This is a genomic window from Kitasatospora sp. NPDC038210, from assembly GCF_055600605.1.
On sequence record NZ_JBVJYK010000025.1, the window covers coordinates 50,903 to 74,487 of the forward strand.

The window sequence follows — 23,585 nt, forward strand, 5'->3', positions numbered from 1 at the left end:
CCCCTCGCCCACAGTGGAGACCCCCGTGAAGCTCCGGACCGCCCTGAGCGCAGTCGCGCTCGGAGTCACCGTCCTCACCGCCGTTCCGGCGACCGTCCTGCCGCAGGCCGCCTTCGCGGCGGACTGCTACACCTCGTGCGACCCCTGGGACCACGACTACACCGGCGACGGCTTCGTCCTGGACGTCGACGGCCTCCCGCTGGACAGCACGCCGTTCCCGGACGACGACGTGATCCGGGTGATCGGACGGGCGCAGCCCGACCCGGTCCCGGTGCAGCCGGAGTGGACGCCGCCCAGCGGCGGCTCCACCGGTTCGAGCCCCGGCACCCGGGCGACGCCGGTGAAGATCGTCAACAAGAAGGTGATCCGCAAGGACTGCGTCCAGAACACGTCCGACCACCCGACCACGATCAAGACCACGACCAGCTACTCGGTGTCGTACAGGGTGAGCATGGAGCTCGGGATCGAGGCGCTGAACGCGCTGAAACTCACCGTCGGGCACGAGCTGAACACCGTGTCCACCCAGTCCACCGAGGTCTCGGTGGAGATACCGGCCCACGGCACCTGGGCGCTGGGGGTGGAGTACCAGACGGTCGAGTACGCCATCACCGCGACCAACTGGATGGGCCAGACCGAGACCCAGTACGTGACGGTCACCCAGCCGACCGGCACGCTGGTCTCCGGTCCCTGCGGATGACCGCTCCGTTCACCGAGCGCGGGGCACGGCCGGTCCGTCCGGTCGTGCCCCCGCCCGGGGCGGAGGCGGTGCCGGCCGGGGCGCGCGGTCCGGCCCTCGCCGCGCTGGCCGAACTGCGCGAGGCCGCAGCCGACCTGGACAACCCGGACCTGTTCCACCGCCCCCGGCTCCGGACCCGCCTCCACCCCGGCCGGCTCGGCGGCGCGGACCGCGGCCGGCTGGCCGAGCAGGCCGTGGCCTCCGCCGGGAACCGCGCCGCCGCCGGACTGCTCGCCGTGGCGTCCGTCCGGGCCGAGCTCCGCGACCGGCCGGGGCAGCGGCCCTGCTTCACCCCGGACGCGCTCGTCGACCTGCACCGCCTGCTGGTCGCGGAGGACCCGTCCGTACCGGGCGGCGGCGGGCTGCGCCGCACCGACGCCCACGTGGTGTGGCCGGACGGGCGGCGGTTCGCGATCGCCGTCCCGCCCGGCCGGCCGCTGCACGGGCACCTCCGGCGCTGGCACGACTGGACGGTGACCACCGACTCACCGCCCCTGGACCTGGCGGCCTTCGGAGTGCTGCGGCTGTACACCGTCCACCCGTTCCCGGACGGCAACGGCCGGCTCGCCCGGCTGCTCGCCCAGTGCGACCTGGTCGCGGCCGGCCTGCTGCCCGGGCTGCTGCTCGACCTGGACGGCTGGGTGGAGGCCCGGCGCGGCGCGCACGACGAGGCGATCGTGGCCGCGGCCGACGGCGACTGGGCACGCTGGGGTGCGGTCTTCGCCGAGGCCGTCACCGAGACCGCCCGGCACCGCACCGCCACCCTCACCGCCTACCGTCGGCTGCTCACCGCCGCGATCGACACCGTCCGGGAGGACCCGCAGGCGGTGGGCGTGCTGCGCGGGTTCGCCGCCGCCCCGGCGGTGTCCGCCGACTGGCTGCGGCCGCGGCTGCCCTACGACCCGGGCCCGGCGCTGGCCCGGCTGCGTCGGGCGGGGCTGCTCACCCGTCACCCCCGGCTGCCCGGGGCCCTGGTCCACCCGGGCCTGCTGGCGCTGCTCGACACGCCGTTCGCCGCCCGCCTGCCCGAGGGGGTCCGGCCCGGGGTCCGGTCCCACTGACGGGCCGTGGTGTCGACGGCGCCGACGGGGTCGACGGGGTCGGTCACGTCGTCGCGGGTGGTCCGGAGTGCCCCGGCGGGTTCCGGAGCCGGGGCCCGGTGGACCGGCTCGAAGCGCCCGCGGGCCGCGGGATCACCCGTGGCCGGTGGCCGAGGGGCTCCCCGCGGTCAGGCGGCCAGGGTGAGGACCTGGCCGGGCAGGAGCAGGTCGGGGTCGTCGCCGACGGTGCCGCGGTTGAGGGCGTACAGGGCGGGCCAGCCGCCGGGGACGCCGACCGCCTGCGCGATGTCCCCGAGGGTGTCGCCCTCCCCCACCGTCCACGTGCCGGTGCGCCGGTCGCCGCTCGCCTCCGCGACGGTGTCCGGGTCGGCGGTGTGCTGCGGGGCGAGGGAGGCCGCGGGTACGTGCGGCCGGGCGTACACCGGGCGGTTGCCGCGCCCGCGGCCGTCGGTGCGCGCGGCGGTGTGGGCGGTGGGGTGCGCGGCGGAGTGGTCACCGCCGTGGGCGGACCGGGCCCCGCAGGCCGGCCAGGGCGTCAGGCCGCGGCGCGCGGCGAGCCGTTCGGCCACCGCGATCTGCTGCTCCCTCGTCGCCCGGTCCGCGCGCGGCGCGTAGGCGAGGCCCCCGTTGGAGCGCCAGGTCTCAGCGTCGAACTGCAGGCCCCCGTAGTAGCCGTTCCCGGTGGAGGTGTTCCACCGCCCCCCGCTCTCGCACCGGGCCACGGCGTCCCAGTCCGTACCGGCCCGGACACCTTCCGCCGCCGCGGCAGCGGTCGACGCTCCCGGACCGCCGGAAACGACGCCGAGCGCGAGCAGGACGAGCGGGAGAAGGACGATCAGACGGCGCACCGCCACGGGCAGCAGCGACATGAGCACTCCTGGACTCGGGAAACGAGCGGGGCACCACGGTGCCCGCTCCAGCCATTCACCACTCCGGGGCCGCTCGACCGCCGACGGGCCGGTGACTCCTCCGGGCAGCCGCCCTACACCACTCGAACGCCGGTGGGCACGAGGCGTCGCCCGGCGGGTTGTCGCAGTTCTGTACCGGAACCGGGCGGTCCGATCATCGACGGGCCGCCGGTGGCTATCGTCGGCCGAGCACCGAGCATCGCGACGACGGGGGACGCGTGGACGACGGGGGACGCGTGGACGGCGGGAACGAGGTCGCGCCGGGAACCGGCACGGCGGCCTGGGCCAGAGCCTTCCGGGGGACGGCGCGGTTCCTGCTGACGGCGTTCGCCGGTGCGGGGATCACCCTGGTCCTGCTGGGGCTCGCGCTGGTGCGGCTGGTGACCTGGAGCGGCCCGAACCCGACGGACACCGGCGGCTTCGGGCACTACCTGCTGGTTTCCGCGCTCTGGGCGGTCGGGGCGGGGACGGCCGGTCTGGCCGGGGCGCAGCTGCGGCGCTCCCGGGGCGAGGGGTCGGGCCTGGCCTGGCTGGCCTGGTGCGACCTCGGCCTGCTGCTGGCGCTGCTGTGGCCGCTGCAGGTGTTGGCCGTGGCTGCCGTCGTCGCCTTCGCCGCCGTCACCGGGGGGCGGGCCGGTGGCCGGGCCCGGTGGCTGCGCGGGTGCGGGGCACTGGCGGCGGCGGGCCTGTCCGTCGCCGGGGCGGTGTGGGGGGTCACCGGCTACGAGGCCGAGCAACCGTGGACCTCCGGCGATCCCGCCGGCCGGGCCGTCGTCGGCACCTGGAGCGGCCCGAACGGCGAGACCCTCGCCCTGGCGGCCGACGGCACCTTCCGCGCCACCGGTGCCACCACCGCGACGGCCGCGACGGGAGCGCAGCACTCCCTCGTGGAGCCCTGGTACCAGGGCGAAGGCCGTTGGAAACTGACCGACATGGTCGGCCCGGGCCGGACGCTGACCCTCACCTTCGCCTCCGGCACCGACGACCTGGTGGTGTACGGGGCGCTGACCCCGTCCACGCTCTGCCGGCCCTACGCGGAGGAGTGGTGCGAAGCCGCCCTCCACCGGTGACGGCCCGACCGGCCACGGGCGACCGACCACACGCGACCGGCCGGGCCGTCGAACACCCGGATCAGTCGGACACGGGCGTTCCGTTGCGGGGGCCAACTGTTCACCAGGGACGGGGGTTTGGGTCGAATAGGCAGGACGACGGCGGTGCCGACGGTCGGATGATCGGGGGATGGACCACGCCGCGAGTCCGTACCCGTTGCCGCTCCCGTCGGTTCCCTTCCCGATGGTCCCGGTTCCGCTGCCGCCCCGGCCACCGCACGTCCATCCGCCGTCCCCGCCGCCCCGGCCCCAACCACCGCCGACCGACTGCCCGACGCCCAGCCCCACGCCCACGCCCGCACCCACGGCCAGTCCCCCGGCGACGCAGCCACCGACGACCTCGCCCGCACCCACCGCACCGTCCGCGTCGCCGGCCCACCCGTCGCCGTCGCACCCCGGGCCGGCCGCCGAGGTTCCCGCGCCGCCGCCGGCCCGGGTCCACGAGGGCACGCGGCCGACCGCGCCCCGGGCCACGTCGGTCCCGACTCCGCCCGCTCCCACGGCGTCCCGTCCCGCCGTGCCGACGCCCCTGCCCGTCGCCGACATCGGCGCCACCACGACCGCCTCGGCGGTCGCCGCCCCGCCGCCCGACGGACCGGACGCGCCCACCGTGCCGGCTCTCGCGCCCTCCGTGTGGGCCACCGTCGTCGTCCTCACCGTTCTGCTGCCCGCCGCGCTCGCCGCGGTGTTCGGCCACCATCGAGCCCCCGTCAGGAGCCGCCGTTGAACCCCGGACCGCTGATCGCCGCCGTCACCGCCGCCACCCTCGCCACCGCGTCCCTCGCCGTGGCCCACCGGCTCCGCCCGCGCTCCCCCGAGGGCGAGGCCCCGCCCGAACCGCACGCCACACTGGCCAGCATCGGCTCCGGCCTGCTCTCCGGCTTCACCCTGCTCACCGGCTTCCTGATCGCCACCGGCTGGGCCGCCCGGAGCACCGGCATCACCCCGCCCGGCGGCCTCTACGCGGCCGACCTCGCAGCGGGCACAGCCGTGCTGCTCTACCCGGCCCTGGCCGGGCTGCCCTTCACCCCCCGGTACGTGACGGCGGTCTGCCTCTTCGGCCTGCTCGTGGGCTACACGACGGCACTGGCGTTCCAGCTCCGGCCGTAGGCCCTGCCGGGCGCCACGGGGCCCGTCCCGCTACCTCGCGCACGAGTTCCGTGCGGGCACCGACCGCCGCATGCTCTACGTGGAGGAGCACTGCTGAACCACGCGGCGGATCGCGCCCGGCCGGGGATGCGCTCGGCTCGGGCCGCGAGTTCCGCCCTCGGCCGACCCCCGGCCCCTTTTTCGTCATCTTGACGAAAAAGGGGTCGGCGCCATATCGTCGCCATGACGAAAAGGGGGTCCTCCGATGGCCGACATCACCCGACGATTCGGGCTGCGCCACCTGCGCGCCGTTCCCACCGCCCACGTCCGCCACCTCCGGCGCGGGCGGGTCGCCCACGAGGGGGCCGGGCTGGCGTTCTGGTTCCGGCCGCTGACCGCGGCGATCTCCGAGGTCCCGGTGGACGACCGGGAGCTCGCCATGGTCTTCCACGCCCGCACCGCCGACTTCCAGGACGTCACCGTCCAGGCGACGCTCACCTACCGGATCACCGACCCGGCCACCGCCGCCACCCGCGTCGACTTCGGGATCGACCCGGACACCGGCGCCTGGCGCGCGGCCCCGCTCGACCAGCTCGCCACCCTGCTCACCGAGACCGCCCAGCAGCACGCGCTGGGCCTGCTCGCCCGCACCCCGCTCGCCGCCGCCCTCGTGGACGGGGTCAACGCGGTGCGCGAGCGGATGACCGAGGGCCTGGCCGACGAGCCGCGGATCACCGAGACCGGGCTCGCCGTGATCGCCGTCCGGGTGGTGGCACTGCGGCCCGAGCCGGAGGTCGAGCGGGCGCTGCGCACCCCCGCCCGCGAGCTGGTGCAGCAGGAGGCCGACCGGGCGACCTTCGAGCGCCGCGCGGTGGCCGTCGAGCACGAGCGCGGCATCGCCGAGAACGAGATCGCCAACCGGATCGAACTCGCCCGCCGCGAGGAGCAGTTGCTCGCCCAGCAGGGCGCCAACCGGCGGCTCGAAGCGGAGGAGGAGGCCGTCGCCGACCGGGTCCGCACCGACGCCGAGGCGCAGCGCCGCACCCGGCTGGCCGCCGCCGAGGCGCAGGCCGCCCGCGAGCTCGGCGACGCCAGGGCGGCGACCGAGGCCGCCTGGCTGGCCGCCCACCAGCAGGCCGATCCGGCGGTGCTGCGGGCGCTGGCGCTGATGCGGCTGGCGGAGCACCTGCCGCGGATCGACAGCGTGACGCTCACCCCGGACGTGCTCACCGGTCTGCTGGCCCGCCTCGGCGCCCCCGGGACGCAGCGGTGACCCTCGCCCCGCGGGTGGTGCTGGTGCACCGGCGCACCGAGTACGAGGAGCTGGTGGCCCGTCACGGCACGCCCGGGCAGGCCGCGTTCTTCCTCGCCTCGCGGGGCCGCTCGGTGGAGGAGGTCGAGCAGCGCCATGCCCGGCAGGCGGCGGCGCTCGCGCGGGCGGCGGCGGCCGTGCCGCTGGACTGGCGGCGCAGCCGGGTCGAGCGGGCGGACCTGCCGCGTTTCCTCTTCGAGCCGGGGGACGTGGTGGCCGTGGTCGGGCAGGACGGCCTGGTGGCCAATGTCGCCAAGTACCTGGACGGCCAGCCGGTGGTCGGCGTGGACGCCGAGCCCGGTCGCAACGCCGGTGTGCTGGTGCGCCACCGGGTGGAGGCGCTGCCCGCGCTGCTGCGGGCGGCGGCGCGCGGCGAGGGGCCGCTGGAGGAGCGGACGATGGTCGAGGCCGTCGCGGACGACGGCCAGCGGCTGCTCGCGCTGAACGAGGTGTACGTCGGGCAGCCCGGCCACCAGACGGCGCGCTACCGGCTGGCCGTCGAGGGCGACCCGGAACCCCAGGCCTCCTCGGGGGTACTGGTCGGCACGGGAACCGGTGCCACCGGCTGGTGCCGTTCGGCATGGCTGGAGCGCGGCGGCCCGCTCACGCTCCCCGCCCCGGGCGCCCCGGCCCTGGCCTGGTTCGTCCGCGAGGCGTGGCCCTCCCCCACCACGGGCACCACCCGGGTGCACGGACTGCTGGACGGCGGGCGGCAGTTGGTCCTGACCGTCGAGTCCGAGCACCTGGTCGCCTTCGGGGACGGCATCGAGGCGGACGCCCTCGAACTGGCCTGGGGCCAGAGCGTCCGCCTCGGGGTCTCCACGACGTGCCTGCGCCTGCTGGCGTGAGCCCGGCCCGCGCGCGCCGCCGGGCAAGCGCGCCGGGCGGCGGGCGAGGCGGGGTGCGAGGGCGGTCAGGCCCCGTGAGCACCGCCCGCCCACACGGCGGGGGTCCGCTGCGACCAGGGAGCGGCCTGTTCCAGCTGTCCGGCGAGCCGGAAGAGGAGGTCCTCGCGGCCGTGTCCCGCCGCGAACTGGATGCCGATGGGCAGTCCGGTGGCGGGGTCCGTCTCCAGCGGCACGGACATCGCGGGAGTGCCGGCGACGTTGAACGCGGCCGTGAAGGGCGAGCGGTGCAGGACCTGCCGGAGCCAGCCGACCGCGTCGCCGCCCTCGGCGCCCTCGGCGTACCCGCCCAGGGGGACGGGCAGTTCGGGCAGGGTCGGGGTGAGCAGCAGGTCGTACTCGGCGAAGTAGCGGCCGATCGCGCGGGCGACGCCGTTGCGCATCGCGAGCGCCTGGACGAACTCCGTCCCGCTGACCGTCCGCCCGTAGGCGTAGCTGGTCAGCGTCTCGGGTTCGAGGGTGGTGGAGTCGACCGGTCGCCCGGAGGCCGCGGCGAGGCCGTCGATCCAGGCCGCCAGGTTGGTGGTCCAGAGGCGGGCGTTGGCGAGGACGAACTCCTCCCAGTCGACGCCGAGGTCGACCCCGACCTCCTCCACCCGGTGCCCCAGCGACTTGGCGAGCCGGGCGGAGCGGAGGGTGGCGTCGACGACGGTGCCCTCGACGGCCCGGCCGCCCCAGGGCCGGGTGAGCAGGCCGATCCGCAGGCTGCCCGGGGAGCGGGTGGCCTCCTGCGCATAGGGCCGCTCGGGCCGCTGGGCGGAGTACGGGTCACCGGCCTCGGGGCCGTGGACGAGGTCCAGCAGCGCGGCGCTGTCGCGCACCGATCGGCTGAGGACACCGTGGACGGCGAGGCCGTTGAAGACCTCGTCCGTGTCGGGGCCCATGGATATCCGGCCGCGGGTCGGCTTCAGCCCGAACAGGCCGTTGGCGGCGGCGGGGACGCGGATGGAGCCCGCCGCGTCGGTGGCGTGCGCGATCGGGACGATCCCGGCGGCGACGGCGGCTCCCGAGCCGCCGCTGGAGCCGCCGGGGCTGCGGGTCGGGTCCCAGGGGTTGCGGGTGGGGCCGTACAGGGCGCCTTCCGTGGTGGTGCTGTACGCGAACTCGGGAGTCGTGGTGCGTCCGAGCGTCACCAGTCCGGCGCGGCGCAGCCGCGTCATGAGCGCCGAGTCCGCTCCGGCGACGTTCCCCGCGGCGAGCCGGCTGCCCAGCTCGACCCGCCGGCCGGCCATGGTGACGGCGAGGTCCTTGATCAGGAAGGGCACCCCCGCCAGCGGGGTGCTGCCCGGGGCCGGGGCGTCCTGGGCCGGCCAGGTCTCGACGACGGCGTTGATCCGCGGATTCACCGCCTCGGACGCGCGCCGGGCGGTCGCGGCGAGTTCCGCGGCGGTCACCTGGCCGCGAGCCACCAGGTCGGCCAGGCCGACGCCGTCGTGGGTCACGTACTCGGAGAGCTTCATCTTCGTCCGTTCTGGAGGGTCGACACCGGTCGGCGATACCGATCGGTCTTGCATGAGACCGATCGGTATCGTCCGGGACTGAGCGGTACCGTAGCATCGGAAGCAGGCGGCGCAACGCCCCACTGGAACGAGGAGGGGCCGCAGGGTGAGCACGGACGGGATCGGCGGAGTCGACAGGGCCGGCCGGCGGAGCAGGGTGGCCACGTTGCCGCCCCGGGAGCGGATCCTCGACGCGGCGGAGGAGCTCTTCGCCCGCGAGGGGATCAAGGCCGTCGGCGTCCAGGCGATCGCCGACCGGGCCTCGACCACCAAGATGGCGCTGTACCGTCACTTCGCGACCAAGGACGCCCTGGTGGAGGAATGGCTGCGCATCGTCGCCGCCGACTACACCGCGGTGTTCGACCGGTTGGCGGAGGCCCACCCCGACGACCCCCGGGCCCAGATCCTGGGGATGGCCCGGTTCATCGCCGCCGGACTTCCCGGGATCTCCCACCGCGGGTGTCCGTTCATCAACTCCATCGCGGAACTGCCCGACCGCGCGCACCCGGCGCGGCGGCTGATCGAGGCCCACAAGGCCGGCCAGCTGCGCCGGCTCACCGACCTGTGCGTCCGGGCCGGGCTGCCCGACCCGGACGAGACGGCTGCGGAGCTCACCTTCGTCCTGGAAGGAGCCCAGGTGAGCACCCAGAACGGAAGCGTCGAGCACGCGGGCGAGCGGCTCATGAGGATCGTCGGGGCCGTCCTGGAACGGCAACCGGCCCCTGCCCCCGACGGCCCGACACGGCACCGGGCCGGCCGACCGCCGGGGAACGGCTGAGGAACGGCCGGCGGCCGGCTCGGCAGCGGGTCAGGAGCCGCCCGCCACCAGGCCGTCCACCTGGTCGCGGTCGATGCTGAGCGTCATCCCGCCGTACGTCTCGTTGACGCCGCCCCGGTACTGGTGGATGCGGTGGCCGGTCCACAGCTCGTCGGGCAGCCCGGCCTGGCCGGTGGTCGTGGCCTTTCCGTCCCAGCGGGCGTACCAGATCGCGTCCGGCAGCGGGGACCGTCCGGCCCGGGCGGCGGCGACGATGTCCGCGATGCCGGAGTCCATGCTGGAGTAGAAGCCCGAGCGGTACCCGGCCTCCTGCAGGGCCCTGGTCCAGCCGGCGGTGAAGTCGACCACCGCCCGGCTGCACACCGCGTCGCCCGACGGGTACGCCTCCATGTCGAGGTACACCGGGCTGCCCGGCCCCAGCCCGAGCGTCTGCAGCGCCTGCGCCGCCTCCGCCGCCTCCTCGCCGCCCTGCTCCTCGGCCCGCTCCGGGTCGATCCGCAGCGGCTTGTCCGGGCGCGCGGCGCAGGGCGCCTGGAGCCCGACGTGCGTGGGCACCAGCTGCCAGCCCATGGCGCGGACCTGGGCCACCCACTGCGGTGTCAGCCGGCTCTGCGTGCAGGCGCGCTGGCCACCGCTGCTGTAGATGTTCACGGCGCCGTACGGCGAGGCGGTCCACCAGACGGACATGGCGTCCAGCGACGGCGCCGAGCAGGCGTCGAACCCGGGCCCGGCGTAGCGGTACTCGGGCAGCGGTTCGTCCGGTCGTGGTCCGCCCGGCAGCGGTACGGGCGGTCGTGGCACGGGCGGTCGTGGCACGGGCGGCAGCGGTACGGACGGCAGCAGTCCGGCGAGGGGACCGGAAGCGGGCGCGGGAACGGGCACGGGCCGGACGGCCGGCTCCCGCGCGTCGTGGGCGAGCCCGTGGGCGGCGCCGGGCAGCATGGCGAGCACGGCCGCGGCGGGGAGCGCGGCGAGGGACGAAAGGCGCATCCCCCCGTTCTAACCGCCGCCGGGGACGCGCCCGCGTCACACTGCGGCCGTGCCGCACCCGTTCACCCGCAAGCGCGACACCGCCGCGCCGAACGCACCGGACGCGGGCCGGCCGGGGCGGACGGAGCCTCACCACACCGTTCCCGCCCGGCCGACCGGGCCTTCACTGCGGTCGGGCGGTCCGGCGCAGCGCGACCGCGAAGGCGGCCGCGTGGCGGGCGACGTGTGCCGCGTCGGCCCGGCATCAGTCCGGGGCGGGGGCCGCCTCGGGGCGGCTGGGGCCGGCAACGGGGTCGGGGCCCGGCTGTGCGGCGCGTGCGGGGACGCGCGGGGTTTCGGGTGCGCGGTGGAGCAGGCTGAGCCCGCCGCCGACGGCCAGGGTGACCACCACGCCGATGGGGACCAGCCACTGGGCGGCGATGGCCGTGGGCACCGTCCCGGCGGCCGTGGTGACGTCGATCTTCACCTCGCGCACGAGGTAGGTCATCATGGCGACGGTGACCACGAAGGCGAGCACGGAGTCGGTCCCGTTGGCGCGCCGCACGAGGCGGCCGAGCAGGAAGGCGCCGAGCAGCGCGCCGTAGGTGTAGCCGGCGATGGTCAGGCCGGTGAGGTAGACGTTGCCGGTGCTGGTGCTGAAGGCACAGGCGAAGACGGCCATCAGCGCGGCCCACACCAGGGTCATCACGCGGGCGAGCCTGAGGAGGAACTCCTCGGAGGGCGTGCTGCGGAAGAAGCTGTGGATGATGTCGGCGACCGTCGAGTTCGACATGGAGTTCAGCGCCGAGGACAGCGAGCCCATGGCGGCGCCGAGGATGCCGGCGACGAGCAGGCCGGAGACCACCACGGGCAGTCCGTGCAGGATGAAGTCGGGGTAGAGGTTGTCGGAGCTGCCGAGTCCGAGCGCCTTGAAGCTCTTGCCCTGGTTGTAGGACCACAGCAGGGCGCCGACGAGGGAGAAGGCGGCGAACTGGAGGGTGACGAACACGCCGGAGGCGATCATCGCCTTCTGTCCGTCGCGCAGGGTCCTGGTGGCGAGGATGCGCTGCACGATGAGCTGGTCGGAGCCGTGGCTGGCCATGGCGAAGATCGCGCCGCCGACGATCGCGGTCGGTAGCGCGAACGGGCTGGTGAGGACGTGGGCGGGGTCGAAGTCGGTGTCGAAGAGCCGGAACCGGCCGGCGTCCAGGGCGCGCGCGTAGCCGTCGGTGCCGACGTGGCCGGACAGCACCGCGACGGTGAGGAGGGCGCCGCCGAGGTAGAGGCCCATCTGGATGGCGTCGGTCCAGATGACGGCCCTGATGCCGCCGAGGTAGGTGTAGACGACCGTGATCAGCGTGAGCACGATGATGATGGTGCGGTAGCCGGTGTGCACGCCGAACTCGCCGAGCAGCAGCTTGATCGGGATCGCCGAGGCGAACAGGCGCACGCCCTCGGCGAGGAGCCGGGTGACGACGAAGGTCACCGAGGCGAGCCCCTGGAGCCCGGGGCCGAACCTGCTGCCCAGGTACTGGTAGGCGCTGACGAAGCCGCCGCGCTTGTACAGCGGGATGAGCGCGGTGGCCACGACGACGCGGCCGATGACGTAGCCCAGGGCCAGTTCGACGTTGCCGAAGCCCTGCCCGCCGTAGGCGCCGCCGGGCAGGCTGATGACGGTCAGCACGCTGGTCTCGGTGGCCACGACGGAGAACGACACGGTCCACCAGGGCATGTGGCCCTCGCCGACGAAGTAGTCCTTCGAGGTCCGCTGACGGCCGGCCAGCCGCAGACCGGTCACCGCGATGGCGACCAGGTAGACGACGACCACGAGAAGGTCGAGTTGGCGCACGCTCTCTCTCCTGTCTCTCTCCCGGCTGCCGTTCCCTCCCGCCCCCTGCGCTCTCCCGGCTCCGGGACCGCTCCTGACGTCTCCTCATCATCACGCACCGGAGCCTGTCTCAGGACCGGAAGGCCGGATGCCTGCTGACGTGCCGTCCGATCACAATCTGAGAATCGGAGAATCCGTGAGACGGCGGTGACCTCCGGTGGGATGCTGTGCCCTTGGTCCGACCACCGCACCGACCCGGGGGAGCCACCCATGCCACTGTTCGGCAACCGCAAGAACCTTCCGAAGCCGCTGTGCGACGAGCACGGCCCGTGCAAGGCACTGGCCACGATCTCGGTCTTCGAGGTCCGGGACCGGCTGCGGCTGCTGGTCGCCCCGACCCGGTCCCTGGGCCCCGACCCCATGGCCCGGCCGATCGACGACGAGCTGTCGGTCGTCCTGTGCGTGAACGGCGGCAAGCGCGGCGGGGCGACCGAGGCCCTGTCGATAGCCGAGCACGCCGCCGACCAGTGGAGCGTCAGCCGGGCCGAGCTCTGGGAGCGGGCCTTCGCCAACCTCGCCACCGAGAAGCTCAACCGGCAGTCCTTCAACGCGACGAACGGCGACGTCCTGTACGCCGTCAACGGGATGGGCGTGTGGCCCGGCGCCGCCCAGGCCCTGCGGCTGGAGAACGCCCTGGGCGGGGCCGAGCTGCCGTACGGCGCGCTGGTCACCCTGCCGACGAGCAACGCCTTCTGCGCGGCACCGATCCGCACCGGCTCGTCGCTGAACGCGATCCGCTTCATGATCGACCTGTCGAAGCAGCTCCAGGCGAACGACCCGGCCCCGCTGACCTCCTCGATCTTCTGGTACCGGGACGGCTGGCTGGAGAACCTGAACGTCGGCGACAACGGGATGATGCGGCCGTCCGCCCGCTTCCGGGAGATGGCGAACGGCCTCCCGGCCGCGTGAGGCCCGTCCGGATCGGGATCCCGGCTCGCCCGCCGGGGGCTGCCGGCCGTCCGCCGACCGATTGGCACGGTGTGCGAAGCACTCACCCCGCCGTCACCCGCCCCCGGGGGCCGGGAACCCGGTGTCCACAGGGTGCGTCCTCGTCGTCGGTCGGCGTGCCGTAGGGTGCCGCGCCGGCAGGCACAGTCGGCGGTGGCACACGGCCAGCACGACACGGAGCGGGGAGCAGCAGACGATGGACGACCGGACGCAGCAGGGCGACAGACCCGGCGGGGGCGGCACGCCCTCCACCGCCCCCGGCGAGGCCCCTCGGGCCGAGGACGCCCGGGTTGACGAGGCCGGGGTCGACGAGACCCGGGCCGAGGACTCGCAGACCGAGCAGACCGCGGAGGCCCGGCCCGAGGAGCCGCAGGTCGAGGAGCCGCAGGTCGAGGACGCCCGGCCCGAGGACGCGCGCGGGGCCTGGGAACTCCCGGGCTACCTCCACGACCGCGAACTCGGCGCCGGAGCCAGCGGCCGCGTCGTGCTCGCCCACCACCTGGAGACCGGCACGCCGGTCGCGATCAAGTACCTGCACGACCGCGTCGGCACGCCGGCGCTGCGCGCCGAGGCCGAGGTCCTCGCCCGGATCGACTCCCCGCACATCACCCGGCTCTACGAGTACGTGGAGGGGGCGCGGGGCTCCGCCATCGTGATGGAGCTGGTGGACGGCATCGCCCTGCGCGACCTGCTGCGCGCGGAGGGCGCCACCAGCGCGCAGGCCGCCCTGGTGGTGCTCAAGGGCTCCCTGCTGGGCCTGGCCGCCGCCCACGAGGCCGGGGTGGTGCACCGCGACTACAAGCCCGCCAACGTGCTCGTCGACACGGCCGGCACATCGAAGCTCGTCGACTTCGGCATCGCGGTGCCCAGCGGCGACGACCGCGACGTCTCCGGCACCCCCGCCTACATGCCGCCCGAGCAGTGGGCGGGCCGCCCGGCCTCCCCGGCCGGGGACGTCTACGCCGCCACCGTCACGTTCTTCGAGTGCCTCACCGGCGCCCGTCCCTTCGAGGGCGCCACGATCGCCGAACTCGCCGTCCAGCACGCCGAGGCGCCGATCCCCGCCGAACTCGCGCCCGACCTCGTCCGGCCGCTGATCCTGGCCGGTCTGGCCAAGGACCCGGAGGCCCGTCCCGACAGTGCGGCCGCGTTCGTCCGCGAGCTGGAGGCCGTCGCGACGACCGGCTACGGGCCGGGCTGGGAGGAACGGGGCCGCCTCGACCTGCTGGCCCTGCTCGCGCTGCTCGCGCCGCTGCTGCCCGGCGCCGGCGCGGCCGGTGCCACCTCGCTGGCCCACACGTCCGTGGGTTCCCAGAGCTCCCTGGGCCTCCTGGAGTCGCCGGGCTCCCAGGGTGCCATGAGCGCCCTCGGCACCCAGGGCGCGGCTCCCGCGGCCCAGCAGATCCCGCACCCGGTCCCGCCCGCCCGCGGCGTGCTCCGGCGCAACCGCGGCAAGGCCCTCACCGGCGTCGCGGCCGGCGCCCTCACCCTCGCCACGCTGGCCGGCCTGGCGGCCGCGGGGGCGACCGACGGCGGTGCCCGCACCGTCGTCGGCGCAGCCTCCCCGGAGGCGACCACCAGCATCGACCCGCAGACTCCGACGGACGGCGGCGCCTCCCCCACCCCGAGCGGCGACGGCTCCATCCCGAGCCCGACGGCTTCCACCTCCGCCCCGACGGCTTCGCCCACGGCCACCCCGAGCACGCCCGGCAGCACCCCCACCGCCACCCCGACCGCCAAGGCGCCCACGGCACCCGCCACGCCCGGCCGGCCCGCCCCCGGCGGGCCGCCGGCCCCGGGCACCCCCGTCGCGCCCGCCCCCACCACGGCCGCGCCGGCCTCGCCCCCGGTCACCGCCCCGCCGAGCCCCAGCCCGAGCCCGACGGTCGCCCCCGCCACCCTGACGGTCAGCTCGGTCTCCCTGAGCCGCGGTTGGTGCAGCGGGCCTTCGAGCCTGACCGCGACGGTCACGGTGACCGCCCAGGGCGCCGGCAGCGGGACGCTGACGTTCAGCTGGTACCACAGCTCGGGCGGCCGCGCGGTCACCGTCGCAACCGACACCGTGCCGGTGCAGAACGGCACCGCCACCATCACCCGCGCGCACGACTTCGGCTCCGACACCTTCCCCACCTGGGGCGTACGCGTCACCACCAACCCGGCGGCGGCCAAGCCGGGCACGACGTCCTACGAGACGGCCGCCTTCCTCTGCAACCCGCCCCGCTGACGCCCCGGCTCCGGCCCCCCGGCACCTGATCCTCCCGTTCCCCTTGCCGTTCCCGTCCGCTCCCCCTTCCCGTCCCCGTTCCCGTCCTGGAGAAGCCATGTCCACCTCCCGCCCCGACTCCGCGCCCGACCCGGGCGCGGACAGGACCGTCGTTCTCGGCAAGCACCCGGCCGCCGACGGCGGTACGGGCGGCGGAGCCGCCGTGGGCGAGGCGACCGTCCGGCTGCCCCGCGAGACGGAGGCCACGGTCCGCCTCACCGGCCCCGCCGACGGACCGGGAGCGGGCGCCGAGGAGGCAGCGTCGGAGCCGGAGAGCGCGACCTTCCTCGACCCCCGGGTCTGGGGCAGCGCACCGCGGAGCGGACAGACCCTCACCCTCACCGACTCCACGCGGACCGGGGCGTCCACCGCGCCGGCCGCAGCCCAGGACGCCGAAGCGGAACCCGCCGTCCCCACAGGCCCCAGCGACAGTGCGGCCGCCGCCGCATCGTCCTCCTCCGGGTCCGCCACCCCGACGGAACGCCCGCTCGCCTCAGGGGAGTTCCGCCACTTCGGCCCCGGCGTCCCGCCGCGGGCGGCCGCCGCCTGGCACGGCCAGTCGGTGCCGGAGGCCGGACAGCCGCGGCCTCCGCGCAGGGTGTGGCGGTGGCTGACCCCGTTGCTCGTCGTCCTCCTGGCCCTCGCGGCCTTCCTGTTCTGGCGCCACCTGCGCACCCCGGCCCTGGCCGTCACCGGTGTCACCGTGACGACCGACCAGGCGAACCCCGGCTGCGCGGCCACCGCGGTGGTCACCGCCGCCGTGGAGACCAACGGCGGTGCCGGCACGCTGCGCTACCGCTGGGTGCGCAGCGACGGCACCACCTCGGACGAGATCGTCCAGGACGTCCGCTCAGGCGTGCACCACACCGACCTGGTGCTGCGCTGGAGCTTCGAGGGCCAGGGCGCGCTCCAGGCCACCGCGACCCTGCAACTCCTCGCCCCGGCCCCCCGCACCGCCACCACCTCGTTCGCCTACCACTGCGCCTGAGCACGGCCGGCTGCCCCGCGCGGGCCTGTCAGGAGGTGGACGGCCGGGTATGACTCACCGGACGCGGACGGGGGCCTGCGCGTGGTCGTACAGGTGCGCGATGTCGAGCACCGGGAGCCGTGACAGCGTGGTGCGGGCGGTGTCCATCGCGGCGGCGTGACGGGGGTCGCCGAGGACGGCCGTCATGGCTTCGGCGATCTCGTCGCGGGTCGCGGTCGGTTCGAGCGCACGGCCGAGGCCGCGCCGGGCGAACGCGGCGGTGTTGCCGGGCTGGTCGGCGAGAACGCCCATGCCCAGGACGGGCGTTGCGCCCTGGACGGCGTCGAGCAGGGAGGCCCGGCCGCCGTGCGTCACGAAGAGGTCGGCGCGGTGCAGGAGCGCCGGCTGCGGGGCGTGCTCGACTACCGTGATGCGGGGGTCCGCGCTGTGCAGGTCCTCGGCGAGGCGTCCTGCAGACACGATCGCCTCGCAGCCGATGTCGGAGAGTGCGGCCGTGATCTCCCGGTACGCACCCCCGACGACGCTGCGCAGGCCCGCCATCGCGGTGGTGAGGGTGCCGAGGCTCACGTAGACGAGCGGCCGGGACGAGGAGGAGGCGCGCTCCGGCCGGTCGTGGTCGGCGGTCCGGAAGCTCGCGACGGTGCGTCGGACGGCGTGCGCCGAGGGCGGGGGCGCCGCGTGGAACCACGGGAGCGGCGCGGGGGTGAGCATCGGGGGCAGTACGGGGACGTCCTGCCCGTACCGGTCGTGGAGGGGCGCCAGGGCGGGTACGACGTCGGTGTCCCAGAGCTCCAGGAGCAGCGGGCCGAGCCCGTTGTCCGCTGCCAGCAGCGGCAGGTGCAGGACCCTCGCCGCGAGGTGCGCGCCGAGGTCGCTGCACTCGGCGATCACCAGATCGGGCCGTGTCCGCGTCCACGCGGTGATCAGGTCGCGGGCCTTCCGTTCGGCCTGGTCCGGCCAGAGCCGACCGAAGACGTGGCGGTTGAAGGACGCGTTTCCGTACGCCTTCCAGATCTCGCTCGCCTCCTGCTGCACGGCGGGATCGCAGGTCCAGTCCGGCCCTGCCCGGTGGAACTCCACTCCTCGTCGCCGGGCTTCGGGGCGGAACATGGGGGGCGCGTGGAGCGCGACCCTGTGGCCCTGCTCAAGGGCCGGGCCGATGACGTAGTCGAGCGCGGACACGTGCGAGGGGACCGGCTCGGCGGTGATGGCGATCCGTAAGGTCATGCGGGACTCCAAGTGGTCTGGTGCGGGCCCGCGTTGCGGGCTTCGCGGGCGGTGCGTCGACCGGATGACCGGGCTCGACGACCGAAGCGTGCGTGGCGGTCCGTCCCGGCGACCAGAGCTGACGGCACGATGGGTAGGGTGGAACGGCTGATGGGGCTCTGACCAGCGGGGGCGGAACGAGCCTGGAACGCCGGAACGGGACGCCGGGGGATCGGAGGGGACAGGTGTCACAGGACACGGGGGCCGCGGAGGCGGAGGAGTTCGCGCGGCTGCTGCGGGAACTCAAGGACCGCTCGGGCCTGAGCTACGGGACGCTGGCCAAGCGCCTGCACATGAGCACGTCGACGCTGCACCGCTACTGCAGCGGCACGGCGTTGCCCAACGAGTACATGGCGGCGGAGCGCTTCGCACGGCTGTGCCGGGCGACGCCGGAAGAGCTGGTGGAACTGCACCGGAGCTGGATCCTGGCGGACGCGGCACGGGGGCGGCGGACGGACCGGGCCGCGGAGCCGGCGCCGGCCCAGGTGCCGGCGCAGCCTTCGGCGCCGGCGCCGGAACCCAAGCCCGATCCGGCTCGGACTCCGGCTCGGACTCCGGCGCCGGCTCCGGCGCCGTCCGCCGCCCCGGCGGCCGGGGAGGCGGGCGCCGAACCGGTCGTCGAGGTGGTGACGTCGCCCGGATCGCCGCGGCGCCGCCGCAACGTGCTGATCGCCTCCGCCGCGGCCGTCGCGCTGCTGGCCGCCGTGGTGGTCCTCGTGCGTCCCGGCGGCTGGGGCGGCGGCAACGGCTCGGCCGACCGGCAGGCGGCCGGCGCCACCGCGTCGGGCGCGACGGCCACGGGCACGACGGCGCTGCCGGGGCCGCCGCCCTCCGCCGTCTCCGCTGCCTCCACCGCCGGGACGGCTAGCCCGTCGGACACCGCCACGGCAGCCGCCACCCCGCCCGGGACCGCAGCTCCGGGGCCGACCACTGCCGGTGCAACCCCGCCGGCCGACGCACCTCCGCCGCTCACCGTCGGCACCCGGCCGTACGTCTACGACAACCCGTGCAGCCAGCACTTCCTCGTCAACAGCGCGCCCGCCCAGGTCGGGCCGCCCGCCCCCGAGCGCGACGCCCCGCGCTGGGCCGCCGCCTACGGCGCGGTGTCCTCCGGCGAGCAGGAGATCGCCTTCACCGTCCAGGGCACCGGAGCGGACACGGTCGTCCTGGAGGCGCTGCACGTGCGGATCGCGTCCAAGGGTGCGCCGCTCGCCTGGAACGACTACTCGATGGGCGTCGGCTGCGGCGGCGAGGTCGACATCAAGTCCTTCGACATCGACCTCGACCGGGGCAGCCCCACCGTCACCGTCAAGGGCGGCCAGCGGAACTTCCCCTACAAGGTCAGCGAGTCCGACCCGGAGGTCTTCTACGTCGTCGCCCACACCAAGGCGCACGACGTCCGCTGGGACCTCACCCTGGACTGGTCCAGCGGCAGCCGCCGCGGCACCATCCGCATCGACAACGCCGGCACCGCCTTCCGCACCAGCGCCGACGTCAACCGCCCGGGCTACGACTACCCGCTGGGCCCCAACGAGTGGATCAAGCGGACGGACGGTTAGGAACTGCCCGGTCCGGTCGTCGACGGGGTGTTCCGGCCTCTGCTTCAGGCGCCGGTGACGGCGACCCGAAAGTCGATTGCCGGAGCTCGGCCACCACGCGACCATCGTCGGATGGAGACGGAAGAGGGCCGGAAGCTGGTTCGGGTCGTGCAGACGTGTTCTGCCTGCCCGTCGCAGTGGGACGCCTGGACGGCGGACGGCCAGTACCTGTACCTCCGGTACCGGCACGGTGCGGGCAGCGTCGAGTGGCATCCCGGGCCCGACGACGAGGCCGACACGCCGGAGTCTTGGAACGCGGGCCTCTCGGGGCTCCTGGTCGAGTGGGACGACGGCACCGACGGCGGTGCGATCAGCCTCGGGGACTTCCTCGCGGCAGCGGGTCTGGTGCCGGCGCCGGGTGCCTCGGTGAGCTGAGGGCCGTGACACGGCGTCGGGTGCCGGGCCGGGCGACAGTCACCCGACCGACCGGACAGCGTCAGGGCCCGCCGTCATGGCCCCCGCGGGCGGGGGTTCGACGACGGGCCCTGAGGTGTCCGGCGGCTCGGTCAGCACAACATGTCTTGGCCGCTGTTGACGACGGAGCCGTTCGAGAAGTTCCACTCCGGCGTGTGCCCCTCGCGGGAGCAGCCGCTGAACTCGGCGATGCCGTAGTAGAGGCGGTCGCTGGAGGGGTTGGAGTAGATCGACAGCTTGCTGTGGCCGGGGAGGAACGAGTCCCACCAGGCCGTCCCGTCCCACACGACCGTCGGGGACGCCGGGCCGTACTCGTAGCCGCCGCCGGAGGAGTTCCGGACCTCGATGAAGCCGTTGGCCCTGGTCCAGTTGGTGTTGGTGATGTGGGCTTCGGTGTACGCGCCCGAGGTGCAGGAGTCCCACGCGAGGTAGAACGTGCCCATGGTGTGGCCGCCGCTCCAGATGTAGCGGGTCGGGCCGAGCTGGGACAGTCCACAGGCGTGCGCGGTGGCGGCCGGGCCGGCGACGGCCACCGTCAGGCCGCCGGCTGCGACGGCGAGCGCGGTGATGCCGGCCCGGATCCGGGTGCGGAGTTTCATTTCACGTCCCCCTTTGTGAGCTGAACTTCCTCGCTCGAACGGTGCCACGGGATCCGGACCCCGGTCCAGCCATCGACACACCGGATTCCCGTAAAGCTTTCGTATGGCGCCGCCGATTGCCGCCGACGTGTTTTGTCGGGCGAGTGACCCAAGGTGCCGAGACGGGTCTTCTCGCCGCTCCGGAACGGTTTCTCCGACTGTGCCCCGTTCCCCGCGGTCGGCACGTGAGGCGACGCGGGTGAACGGAGTGACGGCGGGGGAGCGGACGCCGCGCCGATCTCGTAACTCGGTTGCACAACAGGAGGGTTGGCGTCGCGCGGCGCGGGCAGCGCCGGTCGGGGCACGACGCGACCGGGCGGCGAACCACGCTCCAGCCGTGGACGACTGCAGTTCCTCGACAACCCGCTGGGCTCAGGAGGCGCCGGTGGGCGGCGCGGACCGGCCGACCTGGAGGTGGTAGTCGGCGGCGGTGGCGAAACCGCCCGCCGCGCCCCGCACGCTGAGTTCGTGGCGGCCGGGGGCGAGCGGCTCCAGCCGTACCCACAGGCCGCAGGCGTACCGGTAGACCTTTCCGGAGCCGGCGGTGAACGGGTTGCCCTTGACCGTGTCGAACCCGATCAGGGTCGGCTCGATCGTCTCGACGGGGAGGGCGCGCCCGTCCAGGGTGGCGCTGCCCTGGGCGGCCGTCATGAAGTCCAGGCAGTCGGTGCGGCCGCCGCTCAGGTTCACCACGGGGAAGATGACCGGCATGTCGGCGGGGACGGTGCAGGAGCGCGTGACGGCTCCGCCCGTGGTGCCGGCGAGGAACCAGAGGTCGGCCTTCTGCCCCTGGCCGCAGAGGTGGCCGTCGCGGTCGAGGACCGGATTGCGGGCCTGCTCGATCGAGGCGGCCCAGCTCCACCAGCTCGCCTGGACGTCGTACGGCCGGATGGCCTGCACCCTGGCCGTGTAGGCGGGGTTCGCGTCGGGCGGGGGTTCCTGCGTCGCCGGGACGGTCGGCGAGGGGGTCGCGGCGGCGGAGCCGGCGGCGGTGGGGACCGGGGTGGCGGACCCCGGGGCGGCGGGGCCCGGGGCGGCCGAACCGGCGGCCCGGTCGGGGGCCGGCGAGCCGGTGCAGGCCGCGGTGAGGGCCAGGGCGCCGACGAGCACCCCGGCGAGTCGTCTGGAGAGCATGATCGGAAAGCTTACGGGGGCAGGTCCGGGCACCGGACGCCGGGCGGCCCGGCCCACCCGGCCCGGAGCGGCTCACCCGGCCCGGCCGCCGCCAGTCCGGGGGCGGTTGACGGATGGTCACGGCCTGGCCCTACGGTGGTCGGCATGACGAACTCGGGGACCCCGGACAGCGACAAGACCGACGTCCGGATCAGCATCTTCGGCGGCAACCGCCTTGCAGGGCACGAGATCCACAGCCGCACCGTGACCGCCTCGCTCATCGGCGGCGCCGACATCGACCTGACCGACGTGGACATCCCCGACGGCGCCGAGGTGCGGATCACCAAACTCAGCCTGATCGGCGGGGTGAAGCTGCGGGTCCGCCCGGAGGTGCGGGTGGTGGTCGGCGGCATCCGCCTCGGCGGGGTCAGCGACGACGGCCCGAGCCGCCCCGGCGGCCCGACCGTCCACGTCGCCGCCTGGGGCCTGCTCGGCGGCGTGAGCGTCCTGCGCGACTGACGCGGGCCGACGCCACGAGCGGCGCCCACCGCCATCGGACGGTGGGCGCCGCCGTCAGGCGGTGGGCGTCGGCGCGGGCGACGCCGCACCGGTGGGCGGGGCCTGGCAGGGCAGCGTGACCATGACGCTCACGCCCTGGCCGGGCTTCACCGCGCCCACGGTGATGGTGTAATGCTCGGACTCCTGGGAGGCCTTGAAGTCCCAAGTGTCCGCGTCGGACCCCTGGGAGGCGATCTTGAAGCCTTCGCCCGCGAGCTTCTCCCGCAGTGCCCGGACCACCTCGGGACGCTGCTCGTCCGCGGCCTCCAACTGGATCGCCGAGCCGAGCTGGTACGGCTCGCCCTCGTCGGCGACGCTGATCCCCCGGCCCGGGCACTTGAAGAAGCCGGACATGCCGCCCCACGGATTCCGCTCAAGGCCCGTCAGCGTCCGCACGTGGTCCTCGATGCGCTCCGCCCGGGTCCGCGCCTCCTCCCGGGACTCCACGCGGACCGGCTTGCTCGACGCGTCCGACCCGCCGACGAGCGAGCACGACCCGAGCACCAGTGCGCCCGCCACCATCAGCACGGCCGCACCGGCCCCCCGTACGGCCGCACCGGACGGAACGGCCGTCGAACTCTTGGACAACTGCGCTACTCCCCCGTGAACAGGCGTGCGATCTGCAGTCCGGATGCTACGGCACCACCGGGGACGATCCGCACTCGATCCGAGGCCCGCCGCGCCCGGTCCCCGTCCGCCGTCCGCCGTCCGCCGTCAGCCGTCCGCCGTCAGCCGTCAGCCGTCGCGGAGGATGCGGTGAGCGGTCGGCGGGTGCACGCGCAGCAGGGCCAGCAGGGCCCGGGAGGCGCCGATCGGGACGAGGGGGCGGCCGCGTTCGATGCCCCGGGCGATCGCGGCGGCGGCCTCGGCGGCCGACAGCTTGCGGACCGCACCCTCCCGGTCCGCCGTCATCGCCGTGTCGACCAGCGGCAGCACCACCTCCTGCACCCGGACGGACGGCGTGTCGGCCTGCGCCTGGTAGCGCAGCGACTGCACCAGGGTGTGCACGGCGGCCTTGGTCGCGCAGTAGACGGGTGCGGAGCGCTTGGGCGCGTACGCCAGGCCCGAGGTCACGGCGACGAAGGACGCCGGGCCGCCCGCCGCCGCGAGGTGCGGCCAGCTCGCGGCCGCCAGCTCGACCACCGAGCGGAAGTTGACGGCGATCTCCTGCCCGACCCGGTCCAGCAGTTCGGGGCTCGGCCCGCCGGTGAGCGAATCCAGGTGCTGGACACCGGCGTTGGCGACCACCACGTCCAGCCCGCCGAGCTGCCCGGCGGCGAGCCGGACCACCCGGGCGGCCTCCCCGGGCACCGCCAGGTCGGCGACCACCGCGTGCCGCGCGGGCTGCGCGGGCGCCGGGGTGACGGCGAAACCGCCCGCGGTGTCCGGGACCTCGGGCACGCCGGGGTCGCTGCGCCGGCCGCAGGTGACCACCCGCGCGCCGGCGTCGACCAGGGCGCGGGCCAGGGCGTCCCCGACGCCGCTGGTGCCGCCGGTGATCAGGATGCGCTTTCCACTCACGTTCATGCCCGCCACGATGGCCCG

At 75.2% G+C, this 23,585-nt stretch carries 23 protein-coding genes; 14 read left to right on the forward strand and 9 right to left on the reverse strand.

The window, feature by feature from the left end; translation table 11 throughout:
• The first annotated feature begins 25 nt into the window (after positions 1-25).
• Both ACZ7KX_RS34475 and ACZ7KX_RS34480 read left to right on the forward strand, forming a co-directional pair.
• Positions 26-697, forward strand: coding sequence for a DUF6426 family protein (locus ACZ7KX_RS34475; RefSeq protein ID WP_470329927.1), 672 nt, complete (start codon positions 26-28; stop codon positions 695-697).
• Positions 694-1,797, forward strand: coding sequence for a Fic family protein (locus ACZ7KX_RS34480; RefSeq protein ID WP_470329928.1), 1,104 nt, complete (start codon positions 694-696; stop codon positions 1,795-1,797). Before ACZ7KX_RS34475 ends, ACZ7KX_RS34480 begins: the two co-directional genes overlap by 4 nt.
• Positions 1,798-1,964: 167 nt before the next feature.
• Here the strand turns inward: ACZ7KX_RS34480 and ACZ7KX_RS34485 are convergent, their stop codons facing one another.
• The gene (locus ACZ7KX_RS34485) at positions 1,965-2,666 is read right to left on the reverse strand and encodes a LysM peptidoglycan-binding domain-containing protein (protein WP_470329929.1); all 702 of its coding nucleotides are present in this window, start codon (positions 2,664-2,666) and stop codon (positions 1,965-1,967) included.
• A 257-nt stretch (positions 2,667-2,923) separates the two neighbouring features.
• Here ACZ7KX_RS34485 and ACZ7KX_RS34490 point away from each other — a divergent pair, with 257 nt between their 5' ends.
• From ACZ7KX_RS34490 to ACZ7KX_RS34510, 5 genes are all read left to right on the forward strand, one after another.
• On the forward strand, positions 2,924-3,775 hold the full coding sequence (locus ACZ7KX_RS34490) for a hypothetical protein (protein WP_470329930.1): 852 nt from the start codon (positions 2,924-2,926) through the stop codon (positions 3,773-3,775).
• A 556-nt stretch (positions 3,776-4,331) separates the two neighbouring features.
• Positions 4,332-4,541, forward strand: a complete 210-nt coding sequence (locus ACZ7KX_RS34495) for a hypothetical protein (protein WP_470329931.1) — start codon at positions 4,332-4,334, stop codon at positions 4,539-4,541.
• A complete protein-coding gene (locus tag ACZ7KX_RS34500; protein WP_470329932.1) occupies positions 4,538-4,924 on the forward strand; it encodes a hypothetical protein in 387 nt (128 codons plus the stop codon). Before ACZ7KX_RS34495 ends, ACZ7KX_RS34500 begins: the two co-directional genes overlap by 4 nt.
• A gap of 244 nt (positions 4,925-5,168) precedes the next feature.
• A complete protein-coding gene (locus tag ACZ7KX_RS34505) occupies positions 5,169-6,176 on the forward strand; it encodes an SPFH domain-containing protein (RefSeq protein ID WP_470329933.1) in 1,008 nt (335 codons plus the stop codon).
• Complete coding sequence (locus ACZ7KX_RS34510) at positions 6,173-7,063, forward strand: NAD(+)/NADH kinase (RefSeq protein ID WP_470329934.1); 891 nt, start codon at positions 6,173-6,175, stop codon at positions 7,061-7,063. Before ACZ7KX_RS34505 ends, ACZ7KX_RS34510 begins: the two co-directional genes overlap by 4 nt.
• Before the next feature lie 65 nt (positions 7,064-7,128).
• On the opposite strand, the gene ACZ7KX_RS34515 is transcribed toward ACZ7KX_RS34510, so the two are convergent.
• Positions 7,129-8,580 (reverse strand): amidase, encoded by a 1,452-nt coding sequence (locus ACZ7KX_RS34515; protein WP_470329935.1) that lies wholly within the window; start codon positions 8,578-8,580, stop codon positions 7,129-7,131.
• Positions 8,581-8,776: 196 nt separating this feature from the next.
• Between ACZ7KX_RS34515 and ACZ7KX_RS34520 the strand changes: the two genes are divergently transcribed.
• Positions 8,777-9,397, forward strand: coding sequence for a TetR/AcrR family transcriptional regulator (locus tag ACZ7KX_RS34520; protein WP_470329936.1), 621 nt, complete (start codon positions 8,777-8,779; stop codon positions 9,395-9,397).
• A 30-nt stretch (positions 9,398-9,427) separates the two neighbouring features.
• Here ACZ7KX_RS34520 and ACZ7KX_RS34525 read toward each other — a convergent pair whose 3' ends face one another.
• Together ACZ7KX_RS34525 and ACZ7KX_RS34530 are read right to left on the reverse strand one after the other, a co-directional pair.
• Complete coding sequence (locus ACZ7KX_RS34525; RefSeq protein WP_470329937.1) at positions 9,428-10,387, reverse strand: DUF1906 domain-containing protein; 960 nt, start codon at positions 10,385-10,387, stop codon at positions 9,428-9,430.
• Between the two features lie 244 nt (positions 10,388-10,631).
• Positions 10,632-12,215 (reverse strand): sodium:solute symporter, encoded by a 1,584-nt coding sequence (locus ACZ7KX_RS34530; protein ID WP_470329938.1) that lies wholly within the window; start codon positions 12,213-12,215, stop codon positions 10,632-10,634.
• Between the two features lie 249 nt (positions 12,216-12,464).
• On the opposite strand from ACZ7KX_RS34530, the gene ACZ7KX_RS34535 reads away from it, so the two are divergent.
• The 3 genes from ACZ7KX_RS34535 (at position 12,465) to ACZ7KX_RS34545 (ending at position 16,453) form a co-directional block, all read left to right on the forward strand.
• Positions 12,465-13,163, forward strand: coding sequence for a hypothetical protein (locus ACZ7KX_RS34535; protein WP_470329939.1), 699 nt, complete (start codon positions 12,465-12,467; stop codon positions 13,161-13,163).
• Positions 13,164-13,398: 235 nt separating this feature from the next.
• A complete protein-coding gene (locus ACZ7KX_RS34540) occupies positions 13,399-15,426 on the forward strand; it encodes a protein kinase domain-containing protein (protein ID WP_470329940.1) in 2,028 nt (675 codons plus the stop codon).
• Positions 15,427-15,523: 97 nt separating this feature from the next.
• Positions 15,524-16,453, forward strand: a complete 930-nt coding sequence (locus ACZ7KX_RS34545; protein ID WP_470329941.1) for a hypothetical protein — start codon at positions 15,524-15,526, stop codon at positions 16,451-16,453.
• A 54-nt stretch (positions 16,454-16,507) separates the two neighbouring features.
• Here ACZ7KX_RS34545 and ACZ7KX_RS34550 read toward each other — a convergent pair whose 3' ends face one another.
• Complete coding sequence (locus tag ACZ7KX_RS34550; RefSeq protein ID WP_470329942.1) at positions 16,508-17,680, reverse strand: glycosyltransferase; 1,173 nt, start codon at positions 17,678-17,680, stop codon at positions 16,508-16,510.
• Between the two features lie 224 nt (positions 17,681-17,904).
• Between ACZ7KX_RS34550 and ACZ7KX_RS34555 the strand changes: the two genes are divergently transcribed.
• Positions 17,905-19,278, forward strand: coding sequence for a helix-turn-helix domain-containing protein (locus ACZ7KX_RS34555; RefSeq protein ID WP_470329943.1), 1,374 nt, complete (start codon positions 17,905-17,907; stop codon positions 19,276-19,278).
• Between the two features lie 111 nt (positions 19,279-19,389).
• Entirely contained in the window at positions 19,390-19,692 is a 303-nt protein-coding gene (locus ACZ7KX_RS34560) for a hypothetical protein (RefSeq protein WP_470329944.1), read from the forward strand.
• 131 nt (positions 19,693-19,823) lie between these two features.
• Here ACZ7KX_RS34560 and ACZ7KX_RS34565 read toward each other — a convergent pair whose 3' ends face one another.
• On the reverse strand, positions 19,824-20,330 hold the full coding sequence (locus ACZ7KX_RS34565; RefSeq protein ID WP_470329945.1) for a hypothetical protein: 507 nt from the start codon (positions 20,328-20,330) through the stop codon (positions 19,824-19,826).
• A 411-nt stretch (positions 20,331-20,741) separates the two neighbouring features.
• Complete coding sequence (locus ACZ7KX_RS34570; RefSeq protein ID WP_470329946.1) at positions 20,742-21,503, reverse strand: hypothetical protein; 762 nt, start codon at positions 21,501-21,503, stop codon at positions 20,742-20,744.
• A 144-nt stretch (positions 21,504-21,647) separates the two neighbouring features.
• On the opposite strand from ACZ7KX_RS34570, the gene ACZ7KX_RS34575 reads away from it, so the two are divergent.
• Positions 21,648-22,001, forward strand: a complete 354-nt coding sequence (locus ACZ7KX_RS34575; RefSeq protein WP_350520636.1) for a hypothetical protein — start codon at positions 21,648-21,650, stop codon at positions 21,999-22,001.
• A 54-nt stretch (positions 22,002-22,055) separates the two neighbouring features.
• On the opposite strand, the gene ACZ7KX_RS34580 is transcribed toward ACZ7KX_RS34575, so the two are convergent.
• Both ACZ7KX_RS34580 and ACZ7KX_RS34585 read right to left on the reverse strand, forming a co-directional pair.
• Complete coding sequence (locus tag ACZ7KX_RS34580) at positions 22,056-22,628, reverse strand: hypothetical protein (protein ID WP_470329947.1); 573 nt, start codon at positions 22,626-22,628, stop codon at positions 22,056-22,058.
• A 147-nt stretch (positions 22,629-22,775) separates the two neighbouring features.
• Complete coding sequence (locus tag ACZ7KX_RS34585; RefSeq protein ID WP_470329948.1) at positions 22,776-23,567, reverse strand: SDR family NAD(P)-dependent oxidoreductase; 792 nt, start codon at positions 23,565-23,567, stop codon at positions 22,776-22,778.
• Positions 23,568-23,585 lie beyond the last annotated feature (18 nt).

Coding starts and splice junctions, on each gene's coding strand:
- ACZ7KX_RS34480 (WP_470329928.1), top strand. CDS start 694: ATGACCGCTCCGTTCACCGAGCGCGGGGCACGGCCGGTCCGTCCGGTC.
- ACZ7KX_RS34485 (WP_470329929.1), bottom strand. CDS start 2,666: ATGTCGCTGCTGCCCGTGGCGGTGCGCCGTCTGATCGTCCTTCTCCCG.
- ACZ7KX_RS34505 (WP_470329933.1), top strand. CDS start 5,169: ATGGCCGACATCACCCGACGATTCGGGCTGCGCCACCTGCGCGCCGTT.
- ACZ7KX_RS34515 (WP_470329935.1), bottom strand. CDS start 8,580: ATGAAGCTCTCCGAGTACGTGACCCACGACGGCGTCGGCCTGGCCGAC.
- ACZ7KX_RS34525 (WP_470329937.1), bottom strand. CDS start 10,387: ATGCGCCTTTCGTCCCTCGCCGCGCTCCCCGCCGCGGCCGTGCTCGCC.
- ACZ7KX_RS34535 (WP_470329939.1), top strand. CDS start 12,465: ATGCCACTGTTCGGCAACCGCAAGAACCTTCCGAAGCCGCTGTGCGAC.
- ACZ7KX_RS34540 (WP_470329940.1), top strand. CDS start 13,399: ATGGACGACCGGACGCAGCAGGGCGACAGACCCGGCGGGGGCGGCACG.
- ACZ7KX_RS34545 (WP_470329941.1), top strand. CDS start 15,524: ATGTCCACCTCCCGCCCCGACTCCGCGCCCGACCCGGGCGCGGACAGG.
- ACZ7KX_RS34550 (WP_470329942.1), bottom strand. CDS start 17,680: ATGACCTTACGGATCGCCATCACCGCCGAGCCGGTCCCCTCGCACGTG.
- ACZ7KX_RS34560 (WP_470329944.1), top strand. CDS start 19,390: ATGGAGACGGAAGAGGGCCGGAAGCTGGTTCGGGTCGTGCAGACGTGT.
- ACZ7KX_RS34565 (WP_470329945.1), bottom strand. CDS start 20,330: ATGAAACTCCGCACCCGGATCCGGGCCGGCATCACCGCGCTCGCCGTC.
- ACZ7KX_RS34570 (WP_470329946.1), bottom strand. CDS start 21,503: ATGCTCTCCAGACGACTCGCCGGGGTGCTCGTCGGCGCCCTGGCCCTC.
- ACZ7KX_RS34575 (WP_350520636.1), top strand. CDS start 21,648: ATGACGAACTCGGGGACCCCGGACAGCGACAAGACCGACGTCCGGATC.
- ACZ7KX_RS34585 (WP_470329948.1), bottom strand. CDS start 23,567: ATGAACGTGAGTGGAAAGCGCATCCTGATCACCGGCGGCACCAGCGGC.